The 21,030-nt window shown below is 47.0% G+C and carries 21 protein-coding genes and 1 other annotated feature; of the genes, 7 read left to right on the forward strand and 14 right to left on the reverse strand.

The window, feature by feature from the left end:
- Positions 1–58: 58 nt before the first annotated feature.
- On the reverse strand, positions 59–1,213 hold the full coding sequence (locus ACDE64_RS19165; RefSeq protein WP_411343678.1) for a transglutaminase-like domain-containing protein: 1,155 nt from the start codon (positions 1,211–1,213) through the stop codon (positions 59–61).
- A 97-nt stretch (positions 1,214–1,310) separates the two neighbouring features.
- Positions 1,311–1,760 carry an ATPase gene (locus ACDE64_RS19170; protein WP_411347896.1) on the reverse strand — a complete coding sequence of 150 codons (450 nt, stop codon included), beginning with the start codon at positions 1,758–1,760 and terminating at the stop codon, positions 1,311–1,313.
- A 198-nt stretch (positions 1,761–1,958) separates the two neighbouring features.
- Between ACDE64_RS19170 and ACDE64_RS19175 the strand changes: the two genes are divergently transcribed.
- The gene (locus tag ACDE64_RS19175; RefSeq protein WP_411346852.1) at positions 1,959–2,300 is read left to right on the forward strand and encodes a toprim domain-containing protein; all 342 of its coding nucleotides are present in this window, start codon (positions 1,959–1,961) and stop codon (positions 2,298–2,300) included.
- 39 nt (positions 2,301–2,339) lie between these two features.
- Here ACDE64_RS19175 and cyoE read toward each other — a convergent pair whose 3' ends face one another.
- The gene (gene cyoE, locus ACDE64_RS19180; RefSeq protein WP_411347897.1) at positions 2,340–3,275 is read right to left on the reverse strand and encodes a heme o synthase; all 936 of its coding nucleotides are present in this window, start codon (positions 3,273–3,275) and stop codon (positions 2,340–2,342) included.
- Between the two features lie 365 nt (positions 3,276–3,640).
- On the opposite strand from cyoE, the gene ACDE64_RS19185 reads away from it, so the two are divergent.
- Entirely contained in the window at positions 3,641–4,636 is a 996-nt protein-coding gene (locus ACDE64_RS19185) for a metal-dependent hydrolase (RefSeq protein WP_411343681.1), read from the forward strand.
- Positions 4,637–5,344: 708 nt separating this feature from the next.
- On the opposite strand, the gene ACDE64_RS19190 is transcribed toward ACDE64_RS19185, so the two are convergent.
- The 3 genes from ACDE64_RS19190 to ACDE64_RS19200 form a co-directional block, all read right to left on the reverse strand.
- Positions 5,345–6,295 carry an ABC transporter substrate-binding protein gene (locus ACDE64_RS19190; protein WP_411347898.1) on the reverse strand — a complete coding sequence of 317 codons (951 nt, stop codon included), beginning with the start codon at positions 6,293–6,295 and terminating at the stop codon, positions 5,345–5,347.
- Positions 6,296–6,368: 73 nt separating this feature from the next.
- Positions 6,369–7,394 (reverse strand): FecCD family ABC transporter permease, encoded by a 1,026-nt coding sequence (locus tag ACDE64_RS19195; RefSeq protein ID WP_411347899.1) that lies wholly within the window; start codon positions 7,392–7,394, stop codon positions 6,369–6,371.
- Positions 7,394–8,401, reverse strand: coding sequence for a FecCD family ABC transporter permease (locus ACDE64_RS19200; RefSeq protein WP_411347900.1), 1,008 nt, complete (start codon positions 8,399–8,401; stop codon positions 7,394–7,396). The genes ACDE64_RS19195 and ACDE64_RS19200 overlap by 1 nt, the downstream gene beginning before the upstream one ends.
- Before the next feature lie 313 nt (positions 8,402–8,714).
- On the opposite strand from ACDE64_RS19200, the gene ACDE64_RS19205 reads away from it, so the two are divergent.
- A complete protein-coding gene (locus ACDE64_RS19205; protein WP_411347901.1) occupies positions 8,715–8,900 on the forward strand; it encodes a hypothetical protein in 186 nt (61 codons plus the stop codon).
- 61 nt (positions 8,901–8,961) lie between these two features.
- Here the strand turns inward: ACDE64_RS19205 and trpS are convergent, their stop codons facing one another.
- Positions 8,962–9,951: a tryptophan--tRNA ligase gene (trpS, locus tag ACDE64_RS19210; protein WP_411347902.1), complete on the reverse strand. Its 990-nt coding sequence runs from the start codon at positions 9,949–9,951 to the stop codon at positions 8,962–8,964.
- Between the two features lie 186 nt (positions 9,952–10,137).
- Positions 10,138–10,514, reverse strand: a binding site (T-box leader).
- 160 nt (positions 10,515–10,674) lie between these two features.
- Between trpS and ACDE64_RS19215 the strand changes: the two genes are divergently transcribed.
- The gene (locus ACDE64_RS19215; protein WP_411343687.1) at positions 10,675–11,652 is read left to right on the forward strand and encodes an aldose 1-epimerase; all 978 of its coding nucleotides are present in this window, start codon (positions 10,675–10,677) and stop codon (positions 11,650–11,652) included.
- 631 nt (positions 11,653–12,283) lie between these two features.
- Here ACDE64_RS19215 and ACDE64_RS19220 read toward each other — a convergent pair.
- Together ACDE64_RS19220 and ACDE64_RS19225 are read right to left on the reverse strand one after the other, a co-directional pair.
- Positions 12,284–12,691: an O-methyltransferase gene (locus tag ACDE64_RS19220; protein ID WP_411343688.1), complete on the reverse strand. Its 408-nt coding sequence runs from the start codon at positions 12,689–12,691 to the stop codon at positions 12,284–12,286.
- A gap of 367 nt (positions 12,692–13,058) precedes the next feature.
- Positions 13,059–14,864 (reverse strand): M3 family oligoendopeptidase, encoded by a 1,806-nt coding sequence (locus ACDE64_RS19225; RefSeq protein ID WP_411347903.1) that lies wholly within the window; start codon positions 14,862–14,864, stop codon positions 13,059–13,061.
- A gap of 139 nt (positions 14,865–15,003) precedes the next feature.
- Here ACDE64_RS19225 and ACDE64_RS19230 point away from each other — a divergent pair, with 139 nt between their 5' ends.
- The gene (locus tag ACDE64_RS19230; protein ID WP_411347904.1) at positions 15,004–15,156 is read left to right on the forward strand and encodes a YycC family protein; all 153 of its coding nucleotides are present in this window, start codon (positions 15,004–15,006) and stop codon (positions 15,154–15,156) included.
- Positions 15,153–15,383 carry a hypothetical protein gene (locus tag ACDE64_RS19235; RefSeq protein WP_411347905.1) on the forward strand — a complete coding sequence of 77 codons (231 nt, stop codon included), beginning with the start codon at positions 15,153–15,155 and terminating at the stop codon, positions 15,381–15,383. The genes ACDE64_RS19230 and ACDE64_RS19235 overlap by 4 nt, the downstream gene beginning before the upstream one ends.
- Positions 15,384–15,600: 217 nt before the next feature.
- On the opposite strand, the gene ACDE64_RS19240 is transcribed toward ACDE64_RS19235, so the two are convergent.
- Together ACDE64_RS19240 and ACDE64_RS19245 are read right to left on the reverse strand one after the other, a co-directional pair.
- The gene (locus ACDE64_RS19240; RefSeq protein ID WP_411343692.1) at positions 15,601–16,311 is read right to left on the reverse strand and encodes a DUF2225 domain-containing protein; all 711 of its coding nucleotides are present in this window, start codon (positions 16,309–16,311) and stop codon (positions 15,601–15,603) included.
- A 54-nt stretch (positions 16,312–16,365) separates the two neighbouring features.
- Positions 16,366–16,743 carry a globin gene (locus ACDE64_RS19245; protein WP_411343693.1) on the reverse strand — a complete coding sequence of 126 codons (378 nt, stop codon included), beginning with the start codon at positions 16,741–16,743 and terminating at the stop codon, positions 16,366–16,368.
- A 757-nt stretch (positions 16,744–17,500) separates the two neighbouring features.
- Here ACDE64_RS19245 and ACDE64_RS19250 point away from each other — a divergent pair.
- Complete coding sequence (locus tag ACDE64_RS19250; RefSeq protein ID WP_411343694.1) at positions 17,501–18,310, forward strand: NAD kinase; 810 nt, start codon at positions 17,501–17,503, stop codon at positions 18,308–18,310.
- Positions 18,311–18,648: 338 nt separating this feature from the next.
- Here ACDE64_RS19250 and ACDE64_RS19255 read toward each other — a convergent pair whose 3' ends face one another.
- From ACDE64_RS19255 to lipA, 3 genes are all read right to left on the reverse strand, one after another.
- Positions 18,649–19,062: a hypothetical protein gene (locus ACDE64_RS19255; RefSeq protein ID WP_411343695.1), complete on the reverse strand. Its 414-nt coding sequence runs from the start codon at positions 19,060–19,062 to the stop codon at positions 18,649–18,651.
- 155 nt (positions 19,063–19,217) lie between these two features.
- Entirely contained in the window at positions 19,218–19,910 is a 693-nt protein-coding gene (locus ACDE64_RS19260; RefSeq protein ID WP_411347906.1) for a YutD family protein, read from the reverse strand.
- Positions 19,911–19,930: 20 nt separating this feature from the next.
- Entirely contained in the window at positions 19,931–20,824 is an 894-nt protein-coding gene (gene lipA / locus ACDE64_RS19265; RefSeq protein WP_411343697.1) for a lipoyl synthase, read from the reverse strand.
- Positions 20,825–21,030 lie beyond the last annotated feature (206 nt).

Here is a 21,030-nt window from a genome sequence, read left to right on the forward strand (position 1 = left end):
TAGCACACGGATTACCATGTTGAGAAATTTTGCGTTCATATGATGTGATATGACATGGTTACAATACACTTTGCTCGACATGTGTCTCGGCAAACTTCGGTGGATTGAACCAGTTGCCTGCGGATGCCCATGTTGGATCAAGTGGAATCCATTGACCAGAACTCGGCACATACACTTGATTCCACGCATGCGGACCGTACCCGCCTTGACCGTTATATCCAAGCCCAGTTACAACGCGCACATCAATTCCTTGCGAACGAGCCATGACCGCATACAAACGAGCATAGTCGATACATACACCGAGTTTCGTTTCAAATGTATCTTCCGGTGTTTGTTCATGCCAGACGCCGCGCTGCTCATAATCGGCAACTTTGCCATAGTCGTAGCTGACGCGCGAGCCGACCCAGTCATATAGCAGTTTGGCTTTCGTCTCGGTATCGGTCGTAGTACCGACAATCTCGGCAGCTGCCTGTTCAATATTATCTGGAATGCTGCGATCCACTACATCATATTTACGCTGGAAAATGCCAGTCAATTCCTGCTCCACCGCACTGGTGAACACAGGCAGCGTATTTTTGACAAAGGAGCCGGTCAGCGGCTGTACAACCGATTTGACCGTACCATTGTATAATGACGATGCTTCCACATACGACGACCATTTGTTGTTGGGATACAGACTGACCGCGATAAATAGAATTACGATCACAATCGCACCGCGTAGCACACCATTTAGCAGCCCGACCAGACCGCCGAGTATTCGGCTCAGCCAGCCTGAACGCCGCCCTTCCGTCGGAACGGGGCCACGTCGCAGACGTTCTGGAATAAGCAATACCGCCAGCAACGAAAAGGTGATATTCGCTATGACATAACTCAACATAAACAACACAGCAAACCGTAACAGCGAGAATTCCGAGATTAGATAAATGGCGGAGTAATACATTTCCCACCACCATTGCAAATTGCCGTCCGGCACGGAATTGGACACCTGCTCTGCCCATGACTGCACATACGGAGAAACGAATAGCGCAAACGGCGCCGCCAGCAGCAGCGCCAGTACCGTTAGCAGTGTGCGTCCTGCCCACGAAAATAGACGCCCTGCCGAGCGGCTTGCCCCGCTGCGGACGCCTTGCAACACCGAGATCAATACGATGACATACAGCAGACAGGAAACGAAGCTGCTGTCAAACCACGCTGCAATATCCTTTACTTCCATCTACGTCCTCCTCTAGCATGACGGTCTGTATACCGCTTGCCAGTATGCTCTGTCATTCGATGATCACATGAACGAACACTCTGGATGCTTCCATTCTTCATTTACTTGCCGCCGTATTTTGCTTTGCCTGCGTAATGACCGATTGAATCGTACTGTTCACGTCCCATTCGCCAAGCGGCACACCGCGGAAGGTCATGCTGACTTTGCCTGCACCTGGTTCACCGGTAAACTCGATATTGTCCGATTTCACGGTGTACGTGCCATCTCCATTTTGAATAAAGCGTGCATCCTTGGCTTCGTTTTTCATCACGTCCAGTGCCTGATCGCGCAATGCACCGACCGTTTGATCCGTTACATTGGTAACGGTATCGCGAATCTGATCCAGTGAGATGCCGCTGTAAATACAGACCGCTGCGACGATAATGATCACGATCAGCCATTTGATGACTGTTTTGACCAGATTGATCACGAGAAATAATATAATTAGAGCTACCAGAATGATCAGCCAATTCTGTCTGAAAAATTCGCTCCATACTTGCCAATCCATCTGTATAACCTCCAATATGCATTTTCCTATGGTGTCTGTACGATCTATTTTTTGTCCATGATGGTATTCAGTAGCTAGCTTTTTGGCTAGTCTATAGTATAACCGAAATATGCTTATGGTGTCAGTAGTCGCCTTGCCGCTTACAACATCGAATACGAGCTGTTCATTCCTTTCCAATCTTAGACAGAGGTGATTGCCCTGATTCATATTATCGTAGAAGGCAAAAACGACCGTAGTAAATTGCGTCGTGTCCTACAACCGGAAGTGCAGATTCTATGCACCTTTGGCACACTAAACTCGCAAAAGCTGGAAAAGCTCCGCAAGCAGGTTGGACAGGACGAAGTGTATCTGTTTCTGGATAACGATTCGTCCGGTCGCAAAATTCGCGGCGTGCTCAGCGATGCCTTTCCAGATGCAACGCATATGTATACCCGTCGCGGTTATGCCGGTGTGGAAGGCACGCCGGATGAGTATGTCGCAGCACAACTGGAAAAGGCAGGGTTAGACGAATATATTATCTACCCTGCCCCGCCTTTTTAAAGTTTTGTTATTCGTATTCGTCGCAGACTGACATCATTCTCAGCGATGCACCGTGTCAATCATCATCAAAATAAAGCTTATCGTCAAATAGTTAATCGAAAAGATAAATGCTCTTTTCGCCCATTGATCCTTGTTCTGCTTTTGGAAACCAGCGATTGCCATCACCAGCCATGTCACAGACAGCACCAATGAAGTCACCATATAGATCCAACCAGTATAGCCGTACACATACATTAGAATCGGCACTGGAATTAGCAATGCAATATACGGTAGCATCTGATACTGGGTACGAGTAATGCCTTTGACAACGGGCAAAAGTGGAAAGCCCGCAGCACGATATTCTTCCACCCGACGAATGCCCAACGCCCAGAAATGCGGCGGTTGCCACAGAAACAGCATCGCAAACAATAACCATGCGCCCATATCTATTTGTTGCGACACCGCTACGTATCCGATCACTGGTGGCATCGCGCCTGATATACCGCCGATCGATGTACTCCAAGTGGAGCTTCGTTTCAGCCATAGCGTATAGATGACGATATAGACAAACATGCCCAGCGCACCAAGTGCCGCTGCCAACAGCCCTGCGAATATTGCCAGTACGGATAAGCCAACGATGCCGAGTCCAATCGCATACCACAATACAATAGTAGGAGATAGGCGACCAGTTGCCAGCACACGGTCGCGGGTACGCGTCATTTTCATATCCAGTTCGCGATCCCAGTAATTGTTAAATACGCACGATGATGCCATCACCAGCATCGTTCCAAGTAATGTCCATAACAAATGTCCAAACTGAATATGCCAGCCCGAAGCGAGCCAGAAGCCGCCAAAGGTAGCAATCAGATTGGAGCGCAAAATCCCCGGTTTGGTAAGCGCGATAAAGTCACGCCAGCTTGCTCCTTGCTCGCCTGGAGCCGGAGTTTCATGTAAGCTAGAATCCGGTAGTGTAGAATAGCCCGGTTGTTTATCCAAGTGAACTTCTTCCTCCTTAACATTAGGTTGCATGCAACCGATGATTACAACATAGGGCTGTTCATAAAAAAGGCTCACCTCTTCCACTCCCTATTTCCATAGGAAGATGCAGGGTGAATCCCGATACATCCGTACAAATCGCCTTATCCACTTTATCATACTCCCATGCAATTGTCTTTGCCTTTGCCAAGAGATGGCGGCGATTATGACAATTTGTTGAAGGATGCGTATTTTAATCTCAGTTTCACGTTTTTGCTAACTGGTTATGGTAAACTACAGGCGAAATGAAGCAAAGCTACTGCGTCATTGCAAAATTGGAATTGCATACGAGATGAGACGCCGAATGACTAAGGAGAGAATATTCAATGGATACTGCCACCCATTTTGCCATGGGGTTTGGACTTGCCGGACTTGCTTATGTAGACCCTGTTGTCGCTTCCGACCCCGGTCTGGCGATTGCAGTTATGGTCGCAACGATTATCGGTTCGCAAGCACCGGATTTTGATACTATATTACGTTTAAAAGACAATGCCACTTATGTACGCAATCATCGCGGCATTACGCATTCCTTGCCATTTATGGCGTTTTGGATTGCGCTGATCGGCGGAGGCACTTCGCTGCTGCTACATCATGAAGGCTTCTGGCACATTGTATTGTGGACTGCGATTGCGGTCGTCCTGCATGTGTTTACCGATTTGTTTAACACCTACGGTACACAGGCGGTGCGACCATTTAGCGAAACGTGGATTTCGTGGAATATTATTAATATTTTTGACCCGTTTATTTTTGGAACGCATATTGCGGCGCTGCTGCTGTGGGTAACCGGATTGGTTCCGCCTGCACCGCTATTTATTACGCTGTATTCGACCATCGCTGTCTATTATGTATGGCGGACGACGACACACTGGTATTTGACCCGTAAGGTAGAGCGTATGGATATTGAAGACGGACGCTCGCCGGAGCCGGATGGACATTATGTGCTCATTCCGACCATTTCGCTGCGCCGCTGGCATGTAGTACATGCCAAACAAGACGGCAGCTACCGAGTCGGCTGGTATAGCCCGAATAAACTGATCTGGATTGACGCTGTGGCATCGATGCAGCATCCAGCGATTGAAGCGTCCCGTCAGCATCGGGATATTCAAGCGCTGCTGTACTTTTCCTCGTATACCATTTCTGAGGTGGAGCAGACGGCTGGCGGGTATATTGTACGCTGGGCGGATGTGCGCTATCGCCATCGTCGCCAGTATCCGTTTGTCGCGGTTGTAGTGATGGATAAGGAGTTTCATACGCTGGATTCGTATGTGGGCTGGTTGAGCCCGGATAAGATGAATGAGCGGTTGAGTGTGCATGTTGGATAGGTGTTAGGGAAAGGCTGAAATGACTTGGCAGTTGCATCAAACACTTCGGGAGGGAATAAGGGAACGGGACTCCGGTGGAGCCGCGGGAATCTTTTGGATTAGGAAGGAATGAAGATTCCCGCCCCTCCAAAGTCGTCCCTATCCCTTATTTCCTTCCCTTCGTTCTGAGCTTCCGCCTCATTTTCACTTTCACTTGGTAGGGGAAGTAGAATTTAGAACATGAACATTGCTGTAGAGTAGAAACGGGATTACTGTTTTGGATTCAATTTTTATGTGTATTATCTATTAGTTTACTGGTTCACTATTTTGTTGGTTTACTGGTTTGCTGGTTTACTATTTTAATTGGTTGATTTGTTTATTGGTTTACTAGTTTGTTGGTTTATTGGCTTAGTCGTGTATGGGTACATTATGATTAGTAAACGTTATGTATCTCTATCATTTTAAAAAAAGCCCTGATTGGTTTGGCAGCTGGAGTGCTGGGACCGGATCAGGGCTTTTAGTGTTTTGGGTTTGTTGGTTGGTTGGAGCTTGGTGTTGTAGTGTATGAAAGAGCGTAAATAATACGGTTGGGTGATGGTGGGCTGCATGGGTTGGTGGGCTATGCAGCGAGTGGTGATGATTGTTGTACGTTTTTCTTACGTGTTACTTTTAGCGGTTGGAGTTACTGAATTTCGTTTATTGCATTTATTTCGTTATTGGCGTTTGGGGTTAATTGGAAAATAGTTTTTCGGCGTCGTCTAGTGCCATGCGGTGACCTAGGGATGAGTAGTCTAGCCATTTTTGACCGTCGAGCATGTAGACGTGTTTTTCTTTGACGGCTTTTAGGTTTTGCCAGACTGGGTTTTTCTCTAGTTCGTCAAAGGTTGCCTGCGCTTCGTTGCCTTTGCTGATGATAACGAAGATCGCGTCGGCGTTGTAGTCGGGCAGTACTTCTTTGGAGACGACGGCGAATGGTTCGTCGGTAGAGATTTGTTTGACCATGTCTGGTGCTTGTAGTTTCAGGTCGGTGTACATAATTGGACCAAGTGGGCGAGCGGTGCTCATCACGCGCAGTTCTTTGGCGGTGGCGCGGATTGCCATGACTTTGGCGTTTTCGCCTAGTTTGCTGTGGATCAGGGTGCTGACTTCATCGGCTTTTTGTGTGTATTCTTTAATAAATGCGTCGGCTTTGTCAGTCAGTCCGATATGCCCGGCGATTTGTTTCAGGTGATCTTGCCATGTGCCTTCGTCCATGTTGATAGAGATGGTTGGTGCGATTTTCTCATATTTGGAAAGGTCTGTGCCTGCATACGTTTGGTCAACGTAGATTACATCCGGGTTCAATGCCAATAGGGCTTCCATATCAGGATCATCTACTGTGCCCAGCTTGGTAGTGCCTTGCAATTGATCGGCAACATGCGGCAGGAAGTCTTTGACATCGCCACCAACAACAGAGCCGACTGGTTGAATGCCTAGCGCCAACAGATTGTTCGTAACGTGGATGGACAGCGATGCAACGCGTGCGTCGGCTGTATGTGTAATAGTGCCATTCTCGGTTTTAACTTTGGATGATGCTTCACCAGTAGCGCTGCTTTCGGTCGTGCTTGCGCTCTGACCGCATGCTGCCAGCAGAGCAATTAGCAGCCCCAATACGATAAATAGATGTACCTTTTTCAACATGTCTCTTACTCCTCCGAATAAATACTTATTTATAGTTGTGTTGTCTGTTTACATTTCAAAACATAATCTCTGTTCAAAATTTACTTCGGAACAGCAAATACAGAAAATACGGTCCGCCAATCGCCGATACGACGACACCAGCAGGAACAGCATTCGGTTGGAAAATCGAGCGTCCGATCGTATCCGCTGTTAGCAAAATGACCAGTCCGATCAATCCGGCAGCAGGCAGAAAATATTTGTGCTGCGCACCAGTCAGGCGACGCGCAATATGCGGCGCGACTAATCCGATAAAGCCAATAGAACCGACCATCGCTACACTCGCACACGACAGAGCCACCGCCAGCAGCAGCATTTCGATCCGGCTGCGACTGACATGACCGCCCACGCCTAGTGCGAGTTCATCTCCAAGCGCGAACAAATCAAGTCGGGATGAACGATAATATACCCACGGTACAATCAGCACGATCCACGGAAATAGCGTCCACACATGAATCCAATCGCGCGCCCATACACTGCCCGCCAGCCAAGTCGCGGTAAAGCTGTACGTGTCTTCGTTCAACCGAAGCGATAGCAGCAGTGTCAGTGCACTGATACCCGCCGCTACTGCAATGCCAACCAGTATAAGCCGAATGGGCAACAGTCCGCGTCTACGGTCGTAGGCAAGGGTGAAAATGAACAATGCTGTGAGCGTACCACCGACAAAGGTGAAGATCGGAATCCAGATTGAGGACGAACCTTCCAATGTACGGAAAAAGGACACATACACAATCAAGCCCAACCCAGCTCCAGCATGAATACCAAGAATACCCGGATCAGCGAGTGAATTACGCGACGTCCCTTGCAAAATCGCTCCAGCAATCCCAATGCCAATTCCCGCCAGCATCGTAATGAGAATACGCGGTAGCCGATAATCGAACAAAATCAGTTGCTCTTGCCTGCTGCCTGAGCCAAATAATGTAGACAGTACGCGCAGCGGAGACAAGCGGATTGTGCCAGTGTTAAGACTGACGAGTACAACTAGTACTGACACGACGATGAGCAGCAGACTGACGAGCCATGCGCGCCGAGCTCTTTTCATCTGTACGCTATGTAGATCCATCACAGTCCTCTCCCTTCCCGGCGCGCCAGATAAAGGAAGAATGGAACGCCGACCATCGCGACCATCGCTCCAATCGCAAATTCACGCGGCGGCTGTACCATCCGTGATGCAAAGTCCGCCCAGACGAGCAAAATCGCACCCAGCAATGCGGAGAACGGAATGATCAACCGATAATCAACACCGATCAAGCGGCGTGCAATATGCGGGATCACTAGCCCGACAAAGCTGATCGCTCCGGCTGCCGATACCGATACCCCTGCCAGAATCACGACAGCAATCAGCGACAGCACCTTGATCCATCGTACCCGCACACCTAGATTAACCGCAGACTCCTCACCAAGTGCCAGAAAAGTAATCGGTCTGCCCAACGTGATCGCCCAGATCGTCGTTAGTACAATGATTGGTACTAACAGCTTCAGTTGATCCCAGCTAATCCCGCCGACTCCCCCTGCATACCAGAATGCCAGATCCTGACTGAGATCATAATAGATGGCAATGCCTGTACTAAGTGAATGCAGCATTGCCGCAATCACGGCTCCGGCTACTGTCAACTTCATCGAGTTCAGCCCGCCCGGTGTCGATGCGCCCAATGCAACGATCAATACCGTCGCCAGCGCCGCTCCGACAAAGGACATCAGCATGAGCGACGAATACGATAATGTCGGCAAAAAGGCAAAGCTCAACGCCACCACCAACGACGAACCGGCATTGATACCGAGCACACCAGTGTCCGCCATCGGATTACGTGTGACCCCCTGCATGACTGCACCGGCAACAGCAAATGCCATACCGACAATGACTGCCCCGATGACGCGTGGCAAACGCAGATTATAAATAATCTGATCCGCCGTAGCCGCCGGGTTATAATGAAAAACCGCCGACCATACAGCCGACAGCGTCAATTCCTTCGCTCCATACGAAATGGCAAAAAAGACGGACAGCAATAGCCCGGCTACAGCACAGGCAAACCAGATGCCTGTTTTCAGTTGTTTGTGTAATCTACTCAAAGCATACCGCCGCTTTCTTCCAATTAATAGTGAGAATCATTATCATTATAACATCGTTATTATAACGTATTCCCGACATTTGTATATAGTCATTCTGGCTTTCATTTGGCTTGACCATCTTCTCAAACTACGGCAAAATAGAAAACAGAAGTCTTGTAATACGCTTACATGACTTCTGCTTCGGGATGTATATTCTATGCTGTCGAGACTGTATCATGTAAAAAGCAGGTGTGTTCCGATTCACCCCATTTGGGTAAATCGAACCAACACCCGCTCTCATCCATCTTATCTATTTCAGGAGGCTGTCATCGCTATGAGCAAGATTCTTTCCGCCTGGTTTGCCTTTTCTTCCATTATTTTGTTGTTATTCTGTGCTGTTGCTATTTCGTACTCTGCCTGGCTCGCCATTTTGCTTGGTGTCGTTGCTATTGGCAATATCGGCTGGGGCTTTGTCATCAAAGCCAAACAACAACGCCGTAGCGGGAATTATCCCGCCTGACCGATACGCATGATGCGTATGTTCTTGCAACGCTGCATTGCCTAGCAGAGTATACAACCGCTTATCGCGATACAGGCAAGAAGCCCATTTTCTCTTTGACGCCAGTCAATATTGTCTCCGCTGAGGCTTGTGCATGTTGTGCGCCCTGGCGGAGAATGTCGCGTACCTCGCCGGATTCACGAATTTCTTTGTAGCGCTGCTGCAACGGTTCCAGACCGGCAACAACCACTTCGCCCAATTCCTTTTTGAATCCTCCGTACATTTGACCTTCGAATTTGTCAGCTACCTGCGCCAGACTCAAGCCCGAAAATTGCGAATAAATCGTCATCAGATTACTCACTTCCGGTTTGTTGATCGGATCATATTGCACTTCGCGTCCAGAATCGGTTGTCGCGCGGCTGAACTTTTTGCGAATGACATCCGGCGGGTCTAGCACGGCGATATAACTGCCTGCGTTCGGGCTGCTTTTGCTCATCTTTTTCTTAGCGTCATCCAGTGACATGATGCGTGCGCCCACTTCGGGAATGTACGGATCTGGAATGGTGAAATACTCGCCAAAGCGGTGATTAAAGCGTGCAGCCAGATCGCGTGTTAGCTCCAAATGCTGCTTCTGATCATCGCCAACCGGTACTAGATCCGCATTATACAGCAGAATATCCGCTGCCATCAGTGCCGGATATACAAATAGACCGGTACCAATATTTTCTTTACCTGCGGATTTGTCTTTGAACTGAGTCATACGTTCCAGCTCGCCCATCGAAGCGAGCGTTGTCATAATCCATCCCAGTTCCGCGTGCTGCGGCACATGCGATTGCATAAAAATATTCGATTTGGACGGATCCAAACCTGCGGCAAGATACAGCGCAGCAACCGATTCGGATGCTTCGCGCAGTGCTGCTGGTTCTTGAGCTACTGTGATCGCATGCAGATCGACAACCATAAAGTAACAGTTGTATTCATGTTGCAGTTGAACAAAGTTCTGGATGGCTCCAATGTAGTTACCGATCGTCAACAGACCGCTTGGCTGAATGCCGGATAGTACAGTTTTCATGCTTATTTCCTCCCTTGTCGTTGGCTTACTACGTATACAGCTGTGTGTATTCTACATATCAGGAGTGTTCAGCTGACATGTATAACCTTCGTGCTATTGTTATGTACAGCGCGTTCGAATGGCTTACCCATTGATCCGCCTGCACCATCATCGGATATGGGCGAACGCAAAAAAGGCCCACATCCTGCAAGGGACGTGTGACCGTGGTGCCACCCTTATTTACCGGAAAAGAATACTCAAACAGACAGCAAACTGTGCGTCGTATATACATCGCAGCAGTCTGTGCGCATGCTTGCATCTTACAATCGCAAGCACATAACAGCGTCCAAACGCCAAACGTGAAGCTGTCCCGTTCGTAACTGAACCCAGCGGTTCTGATCCGGCCTTTATGCCACGTTAACGGCGGGCTGCCGGCCGGCATACTGAGGACGATCGCTGTGCAATCTCCGCTTCAACCTGGCACTCCAGAGTCCATTCGGCAAACCATCTTCACCGGTTTCCATCACCCACCGGCTTTCTGTAGAAGCATTCTTCTGCCTACTCTTCTCTATCATCGTTTTCCGATATTTACAAAAATACGCGTTGGTGCTGCGTGTTCTTTGAAACTCATCATAATTGGCAAATCGTCAAATGTCAAATCGCTTTTTGCCCAAAAAATCTGGTATGATAATGATACTATATTTGCACTTTATTTGTTCTGCAAGATGAGGAAGGAGCCGCGCAATGACAGTTAGCAAAGGAACCTGGAACCAATATGAAACCTATATTCTCAAAAGCAAACAGCTCGAAGTCACGCTGCTGCCTAAGCTTGGCAACAATGTAATCGGACTGCGCGATGTACAGGAAAACCGCGAGATTTTGCGCCGTCCTGAAGAAAGCGAACTTGATTTTTATTTGCAAAAGCCATACCACTTCGGTATGCCTATGCTGATGCCGCCGGGACGTATTCGCCGTGGGCATTTTGAATTCGACGGTGTGGAATATCAGTTTGATCAAAATACAGCTAACGATAATCATATTCACGGATTGCATCGTACCCAGTCATGGCGAGTTGCTGATATTGATGAGAGCGAAGACGGTTGCCAGATCGTTACCGAGTTGTTAACGGCTGATGATCCCAACTGGATTCGGCAATATCCTACCCCGCTCAAGCTGGAAATGACGTTGCAATTGCAAGGAACTTCCCTGATGCAACGCCTCAAAATTACCAATCTGGGGCAAAACTCTGCTCCGTTCGGATTCGGTCTACATACCTGGTTCCTGTTAGATGGCGAACCGGAGCGTTGGACGCTGAAAATCCCGGTGAGCAATCAGCTATTGCAGGATGAAGAGCAGATTCCGACGGGCGAAGTCGTGCCGCTGGAGGAATGGGACGAACTGAATACCGGCATGAACATGCAACATCGCAATTGGGACAATCTGCTGCGCATTGGTGATAAACGTCCAGTGAGTGCCGAATTGAAACGCGATGATGGTTACGGGCTGCGCTATTCTGCTGATCCGGATCATTTTAAATACTGGGTGTTGTACACCAAGGGCGAAAGCGACCAGTTCTTATGTATCGAGCCGTATACAAGTCTGCCGGACGCACCGAATTCGACACATCCACGCGACTTTACCGGTCTGATCGAATTGCATCCAGGGCAACCGGTGGAATTGAATTTACAGCTGGATGTTATTGAGAAATATACACAACTGTAATAGAAACACAGCTGTAACAGAAACATAGCTGTAACAGAGCAAACGATTGTGTTGCTGCCTTGGATCAAGGCTGCTGCATAGCTTCGATATTGCGTTGTGCGACCTAGCTGAATCCATCTACACACAAAAAGCGACTCCATAAGGAGTCGCTTTTGTTTGATATGATCGTGCTATCCATTGTTCCATCCCAGCACACCGGGTATGTGGCTCAATCGAGCCGAATAGGAATATAAAATAATATAATGGCAGGAATCATGATGCCTGTTCCGGTTCAATGGCGGTATTGCGTTCAGTGCTAGTTATGATATTGGTTGTACATCCGTATGATACGTTCTAGTGTACCGCTTGATTCTGTTGTTACTACTTTGCGAATAGATGCGTAACAATCGCTTGCTAACTACGTTCCTTCTGAATAAGTGCTGCTTATGATTATTGCTCGTATAGTTTGTGTTTAGTGCTTGTTATATCTAGTTTTGTTTCAAATTGGTTCTAGTTTCGTTCTACTTTTGCTCTCATTTCAATCTACTTTTCTACACTCTACCTCTTGCTACGTATTGCCTTGCTACCACAACTAAATCCTTACTACTTGCTTCTCACCAATCGTTAGATCGACGGTGTACATACTGGCTAATTACGACAATTCTGCATTTGCCTCGTTGTATGTAGCTCTTGGATAACGAATCATGTGGTTCGCCATGTTGTAGTTAGATTCGATCACAGTGTCGACCATGATTAATCCTTTGGATACAGCGAATTCGTAACTGATCTCTCCGTGTGTCCAGTGGTTTTTGAATTTTAGCGATTCAATTGCCATTTGGCGGAACGATTTGATCTGCATTGCCGTCAATCCATCTTCTGGACCGCTCCATTCTCCGTTTCTACCACTGATCGGGTTATGCTTGATACCAAACTTACCAATCGTATTGTTGCGGATCTGTACGAATACTGTACCAGAATCCAGATGTGCCAATTCATTTTCCAGTTCTTTGAACACAATGTCTACTTGTCTGGATAATGAAAACAAATCATTTTTAGGCATTTGTTCCCCTTCCTTTCTCTGTCAATCATGTAAATTCAGGACTTCGGACTCATTATATGGTGATTATGGAGTAGTGGCAAGCACATCATCAATAAATAGGTCTTTATAACTATTATTCGACATTTTTCACTGTTATTATACTGTTTTCTGCCGTGTTTTACGACAGCAACTGAGTTAAATTTGTCACTTTGTAACTTGCGCATTTATGCAAAAATTAAGAGTCAGTAGTAAAAAAAGAAAGGCTTTGTCTATGAAAAGACAAAGCCTTCTTTACATCATATGTTGCATGGAATTGGATCTTTTACTGTATATTCATGCAGCAGGAATGACATTCTTTTTACCAATACATCATGCGTATTGGAACAAATTATTGTTGTACCCGGTCAGCAGTCATTTCCAGGAATAGATTCACATCGGCGATACTCGCGTCGACTGCTTGCTGCCAAAATTCTGGCTGTGTCAGATCGACACCAAGATGTTTCTGTGCCAGATCTTCGACTGTCATCCGACCAGTATCACGCAGTAGCGCATCATAACGAGCAGCAAAGCCTGCACCTTCTTGTTGAGCCAGTGCATAGATACCGGTGCTGAACAGATAGCCAAATGTATACGGGAAGTTATAAAATGGCACGCCCGTTTTGTAAAAGTGCAGCTTGGATGCCCAGAAATGTGGATGATACGAAGACAACGTATCGCAGAACGCTTCACGCTGCGCATCTTCCATCAATTGATTCAGTTGCTCGCTACCTACCATACTGGAACGACGCTGCTCGTAAAAGCGTGTTTCAAACAAGAAACGCGCATGAATATTCATATAAAAAGCAATGCTGCGTTGAATTTTATCTTCTAGCAGAGACAGCTTTTCTTCATCGTTAGCTGCACCTTTGACCAGTGAATCGGCAACAATCATTTCCGCAAATGTAGACGCCGTTTCCGCTACATTCATCGCATATTGTTGACTGAACGCAGGCAGCTCGTTCATCACATGCTGATGATACCCATGACCGAGTTCGTGTGCTAGCGTCGATACATTGGACGCTGTACCGCTATAGGTCATGAAAATACGGGTTTCCTTACTTTGCGGCAGCGATGTACAGAAGCCACCCGGACGCTTACCAGCACGATCTTCCGCTTCAATCCAGCGCTGGTCAAATGCTTTGACCGCAAAGTCTGCCATATCGGGATTAAACTTGCGGAACTGCTCTACGATCAGATCGGCGGCATCGTCATAGCTAACTTGACTATCCACATTACCGATTGGCGCATCCACGTCATTCCAGCTCAATTTCTCGACACCTAGCACTTGAGCCTTCCGCTCCAGATACGATACGAAGACAGGCTTATTTTTGACAATAACATCCCACATCGTATCTAGCGTTTGCTGAGACATACGGTTTATATGCAATGGCTCCTTGAGTACACTGTTCCAGCCACGATTATCATACAATTTCAGACGGAATCCACCGAGATGGTTGAGCGTATCGGCGCAGAAATCTTCTACTCCAGTCCATGCTTCTTCCCATTTGCGGAACATGTCTTCACGTACTTCTCGGTTTGTATCGTTCATTTTGTTGGCAGCCTGTCCAGCGGACAACTGCACGGTTTCACCATTTTGTTCAAATGGAATTCGCACATGGCTTACGATCGTATCATAGAAGTCACTCCAGCCATGATATCCATCAACCGCCAGACCTAGCGCCAGACTTTCCAGTTCTGGTGTCATTTTCTCACGTGCCAGACTACGAATTTCGTTCAGGAAAAAGGAGATCGGCTCCACTTTTGGGCGTTTGATCCACTGCGCGAATACGTCATCTTCTGTATTCAGCAGGATACTTTGAAATTGTACAAATAGACTTTGCAAACGTGCTGACAAATCGCCAAGCGATGCCGATAGACGAACCGCCTGCTTATCACTCTGATCCTGTGCAGTCAGACAACCTGCAAAGGAAGCAGCTTCGCGCAGACGAATCCGAGCATGTTGCAGTTGTTCCAGCAAACCGTCAAAAGCCGTTGTCTCTTCTACTGTGTTCGGAGCAGACACGGTTTTGACCTGTTCAGTCAGTTTTGTAATATCTTCGGTCAGCTGCTGTAAGTGCTGTTGCAGTTGTTCCGAGCCAGAGCCTCCAGCAAAGATCGGTTCCAGATTCCATGTTTGGTTAAGCGGATGGTTCATGATGACATCACCTTTCTGTGTAAGTTTGCAGACAGACCACCTGCGGTTGCTATGTACAATAGATCTCTCATCGCCAAGTGGGTATAACTATAGTATACTCTAATTCAACACTATTTTGGTATGGAGGAGGAAGCCTGACATGCGACCACTACAAATCTCAGCTGATACCGCCGTCAAGCTGGCAGAGAAGCTGAATATCCCGCTTGAACAGCTGATGCACATGCCTCAGCATATTTTAATGCAGAAACTGGCTGAAATGGCTAAGGACGAACTGGGTGACAAGTCTCAATGATTCCGTTCAACCAGGCATGGCCTTACGATATTGTGATGAACGATGTATATATTCAAGACTGCCCCTTTTGCCAAGCTGGCAATGTGCTGTTACCGATCAAGCCGAAGGAATTGGCAACAATCCGCAACGGTAAAAAAAGGCTGCTCGTCTTCCCATGTTGCAGCAATCGGGTGACTTTGCTAGACAGTGATAGCGATTATTTGCTGACGGATACCGTTTTACGCTGATTGACCCGCCGATCAAGCACGTTTGTCACTAGAACATGGTTCATTAGCTACGTATGGAGAATACGCGGATACAGGTATCTCGTACGGATGTTGTTTACATGTGAGCAGAAATAATGAGAAAAAGAACCGTCTTTCGCAGTATCCAGTGCGCAAGACGGTTCTTTTTTGTGGTTTATCTTTAAAGTTTCAGCATTTTCTAAACATAGTATCCTGCTGACTACTCTTGCATCTCATGCGGAAGCTCGTGATTTTTCGCTAGCATCTGCTCGCGCAGAACGACCCATTGCTCACGCGAAGCACGAATCATCGCGGAATCGGTAATGCGCTGGTCGTTGATAACACGTGAGAACCATTTGACCGCTTCGTTAAATTGATCAAGACGCCGGTGCAGCTCACCGATCAGGAACATGAGCCGAGCATCGCTACCGCCGATACTTTCTAGTTCATATACACGGATGTACGAATCCATGCAGTATTTTAAAAAGCGCAGTTCCTGCTCGGTTTCGCCATTGTAACGGTGCAACCATGCGATATGATGCAAAAAGCTGGCAATAATCCGTTCTCTGTCACCGATTGCTTGCGCACACATCAGCGCCAGTTTATACGTTTCCAGCGCTTGCTCGCGTGTACGATGACCGCCCATATCACGTTTGGCAAGTCGATTACCGATTTCGGTCATAAACTTTTGCTTATGGGCGGAGCTAAGTGTAGCCATCGAATTCTCCGTTGAGGCAAAGCCGCAATGCGGACAAACCCGTACGACGTAGAAATCAGGATTCTCATGCTGGTAATATGCGCAAAAATCAGAATCCCGGCGTGAGACGCGTTTTAGACTTGGTCGTACACGACTCGTCTGAAACGATTCCTCACATTGCGGGCATTGGACGTTGATTTGATATAGCGGTTCTAACTGTATGGACTCCTCCATCTGTACTTCTTCCCCCACGTTTATTTATACTTCTGTATGCTGACGATACAGAACTCAATGACTATTTACAAAGTGATGTGCTGGACCGGATAAACGGTCGACTACGAATTGACGCAATTCATCCTGCACGCCAATCTCCTGAAGCGCTGCATTCATGCAAGCTAGCCAGGCATCTGCCTTCTCATTCGTAATCGGAAACGCCATATGCCGCGCACGCATCATAGGATGACCATACGCATCAGAAAATAACGATGGACCACCAAAAAACTGTGACAAAAACATATACTGTTTCTCCATCACAGGATAAATATCTTCTGGAAACAAAGGACCAATCAATGGGTCTTGCTGCACTTTCGGATAAAAAGCCTCCACCAGACGGCGGACACCTTCGGCACCGCCAAGCAGCTCATAAAGAGATGCACGATTATTCAAAGGGTATCGCCAACTTTCGTTACGTCGTTGCCCAAAGTATACCATAGTTACCGGGCAAGTGGGACGCGCGTTGTCGAAATTTCTGCTATCCCACGGTCGTCAACAATGTCTGTCGCCTCTGATCTGGTATAGACGAAGCATTCCAAGACAATGACATATAAAAAAGGACGCTAACTCAATGTTTAGCGTCCTTGTGCAGCCGAGCGTATCTACGCGGCTGCGTCTATAGGTTCAAGTTCAACAATTCAATTCATACTGCTCACCCTGCTGACTTGCAGCAGTTGTTCATTCAGTCCATACGTCATACCAACTGATTTCAGTACATGCTGCCGTCTTCTTCCCCGGGTTGCGCGAAAGAGGATCGGATGACATATACAAAACCACACACTAGAAGTCCGGAAATAATGCTTATACCCATCATGATCACTCCAATTCTTGAATGTGTTGTTGACTACCGACGGTTGATTACGGTTAACTTATGTATTCATTTTACCATACTGACTACGAAATAGTACCCTTTTTGTAAGCGTTTACTTTAACAATTAGATTACAGGCTCTTTACAAAAGATCGTATTATTGCGGTTTTGTTGCATAACCCTAACGAATGTCAACGTTTGCCTGCCAACTGGCTGTTTATCTATCGTTTGGAGATGTGTTCTGTGAAGATCCCTGCCCAAAAAGATTGTTTTCATTGCCAGAATTGATTATCATCAAAAGGGAGCAGGTTAACGATTCTGGATAAAGGAGCTTCCCCAACTTGAGATACTATGTACTGGATCGCGGAGACCAACTATCGATCGAACTAAGTGAACGGTTTCATAAGCTGGCTGCCGGATATGGCTTTCAGCTCGATGCGGAATCGCCGGAAATTGTTGTCTCTATCGGCGGAGACGGCACGATGCTGCACGCTTTTCATACGTTTATTGACCATATTCCTGATCTTGCCTTTGTCGGTATTCATACCGGTCATCTCGGCTTCTATGCCGACTGGAAAGCAGATGAGCTGGAAGATCTGGTAAAATTCATGGCTGGTGAGGTTAGCGAAGAAGACGATCACAATCCGAAAATCGTCAAATATCCGCTGATCGATCTGGAAATTCACGCCAAAAGCGGGGTATCTCGCTATACGGCACTGAACGAGTTTACGTTAAAAGGGCTAGATGGCACGACCATCGTGGCACAGCTGGACATCAATGATGAGATTTTCGAAATGTTTCGCGGTGACGGCATTTGCATCTCTACCCCTTCTGGCAGTACAGCCTATAACAAGGCACTTGGTGGGGCGATGGTGCATCCGACGATTGAAGCGCTACAAATCGCCGAGATTGCGTCGATCAACAATCGAGTCTATCGCACACTCGGCTCGTCCATGATGCTGCCCAAGCATCACCACTGCGATATTCACTCGCGCAAGCAGCAGCGCTTGCAGCTGACGGTGGATCATCTGAACATTCCAATCGACGATCTCATCTCGATCCGCTGTCAGGTGTCCAACATCCGCGTCAGCTTCGCCCGCTACCGTCCGTATCCGTTCTGGAATCGGGTCAGACAGTCGTTCCTCGGTTGAACTGACAGCTGACAGTAGCAATACGTAGTAACGCTACACCACATTTTCAATTGTATACATGAAAACAAGCCTTCCTCTCTCCGCCGGCTGATCCCGTTGGAGTGAAGAAGGCTTGTTTGTATATCACCTAGATTTTGGAGTTGAATGTTTCTTTGTCCGTGTGCAGTTGCTGTTTTAAAATCCTACTGAACAATGCAGGAGAAATTTCACCTGTTCCTTTAGAAACCCGACATTTTAAAATATCCCCATTAGGTAAAACTTTTCTATACATATCATCGACGCCCCGTCTGTACATTTCCCAACCATCTCTTTGCAAATACCTTCTTAAGTCTTTCCAACTAGCCATGTAATAAGTTTACAATCTCTTCGGGACTGTTATAGACAAGTACACGCATAATATAGGGAACATGCTTTTTACGGTTAGGGGCATTCTGATACTGCTCAAAATATTCAAAATATTCTTCCGCATATTCAAATAATTGAGTAGCCAGAGACAATTTTAATTCTTCAAGCGTGTTTGCTTCGGCAATAATATCTTCAATTTGTTCAATCGAACCAACGAATGTGTCGTTTGTCTGTTCATATTCAAAAGTAAACTCGTATGCTGCAAAAATTAACTTTAGCTGCTCTATGGAAAAACTGGCAATAATATCGCGATTACGTTTGACGAATTGTGGTTTCACTCTAACAACATCATCAATATATTGTCCAAAGTTAGCTCTTACTTCAGTAGCACTTTGTATAGCATTCATAAAAAGCACTCCTTTCTGTATGTATGATTATACAACTATAAATGAGAAAAGTACAGACTGTACATTTTGTACTTTTTTAAATTTCACAAATAAAAACTCCTTCTGCATTCACTGTATTTCACAGTAAGTATAGAAGGAGTTTCATTGAAGGTTATTTAATCCTTTTGCGGCTCGTTGGCTGCCTGTGGGGCTGCTGCGGGTGCAGGAGCTGCCGGAGCAGGTGCCGGATTGTTCCGCTGGGATGGAGAAGGTTGCTGCGTTTGCTGTTGTGGTTGTTGATTGGAAGCTTGCTGCTGTTGATTAGGAGACTGCTGTTGGTTCTGACGTTGCTGATTATTCTGGTGATACTGTTGGTTCTGATTCTGGTTATTCTGCTGCTTTTGCCGTGGAGATGACTCTTTGGCTTGATTGTCAGCAAAACCAGTGGCTGTTGCTTGGGCAGAAGCTTGTTGCTTGCCCTGCTTTTGACCGGAAGAGCCTTTGTCCTGACGGTCACCACGGTCACGTTTGCCGTGACTTCTGCTGGAGCGCTGTGGTTTGTCGCCGCCCTCGCTAGACTTGGCTTCCGGCGGGCCGTCTTTGGTCTTTTGCAGAACAAAGTAGGCACAGCCAAAATTGCAGTATTCGTTAATATACTCGGTCAGACTGGATAGAGAACTGTCCTTCGCCGCTTTCGGATGACCATCCCGGTAAAATCCTTTGAGTCGAAGCTGGTTATAGCCCCAATCGCCCAAAATATAATCATACCGTTCCAGTACTTCGCTATAGCGTTCACGGAAAATATCGACATTCCAGCCGTTCCGGTATTCTTTGATGATCTCGTAGGTTTTGCCACCAATCTGAATCAAGGTCGTCCCGCCTTTCGCAATTAAACGGTCGAAGTTTCCTTCGACTTCGATGCGGATTTTACCTGTTCATGCGCATGGTAGGAGCTGCGAACGAGCGGACCGGATTCTACATGGCTGAATCCGCGCTTCAGTCCTTCTTCTTTTAAAATCGCAAATTCTTCTGGTGTGTAATATTTCGCCACGTTCAGATGCTTCGGACTTGGCTGCAAATATTGACCCAGCGTCAGAATATCGCAATCCACGGCACGCAGGTCATCCATAGATTGTAAAATTTCATCCCACTCCTCGCCTACGCCCAGCATGATGCTGGATTTGGTCGGAATGTTTGGTTGCAATGTTTTGGAGTTGCGCAGCAGTTCCATCGAGCGTGGGTATTTTGCTCTCGCTCTGACACGATCGGACATGCGCTCTACCGTTTCAATATTATGGTTCAAAATATCCGGTTTGGCATCCATAACAATGCGCAGCGATTCAATATCGCCCATAAAGTCAGGAATCAGCACTTCCACACTGCACAGCGGCAGGCGTTTGCGCATCGCACGGATCGTTTCCGCAAAAATCATTGCCCCGCCGTCTTTGAGATCGTCACGGGCAACACTTGTAATTACACAATGATTCAGGCCCATCTGCTCTGCGGCTTCAGCTACCCTTTCTGGTTCTTGCAAATCAAGTTCCGTCGGCATCCCTGTATTCACGGCACAGAAACGACAAGCGCGCGTACAGATATCTCCCAGTATCATGAATGTAGCAGTCCGGTTCGCCCAGCATTCGTAAATGTTCGGGCAACGAGCTTCCTCACATACGGTATGCAGCGTTTTGGAGCGCATCATGCTTTTGATTTCCTGATAGTTTTCGTTGTTGGTCATCTTGATTTTGATCCATTCGGGCTTCGGTTGCTTAGCTTTTGTAGACAAGATGCTTGACCTACCTTCCTCGGGTGTATTGTCATTCAGGATTTATCAATCATTGGGATTCATTATAGCATGAAATGCATAAGCCTGAAATCTTTGCTTTGTTTAAATGGTAATGATCGTTTACACTAATGATTGTCGTGCGGATGCTTCGTTCCCGTCATACGGCGGTTGCGGAGGATTCGCCAAAGTTACGGAAAGGACGGCAT

Source organism: Paenibacillus sp. WLX2291, from assembly GCF_046603665.1.
Classification (GTDB): domain Bacteria; phylum Bacillota; class Bacilli; order Paenibacillales; family Paenibacillaceae; genus Saccharibacillus.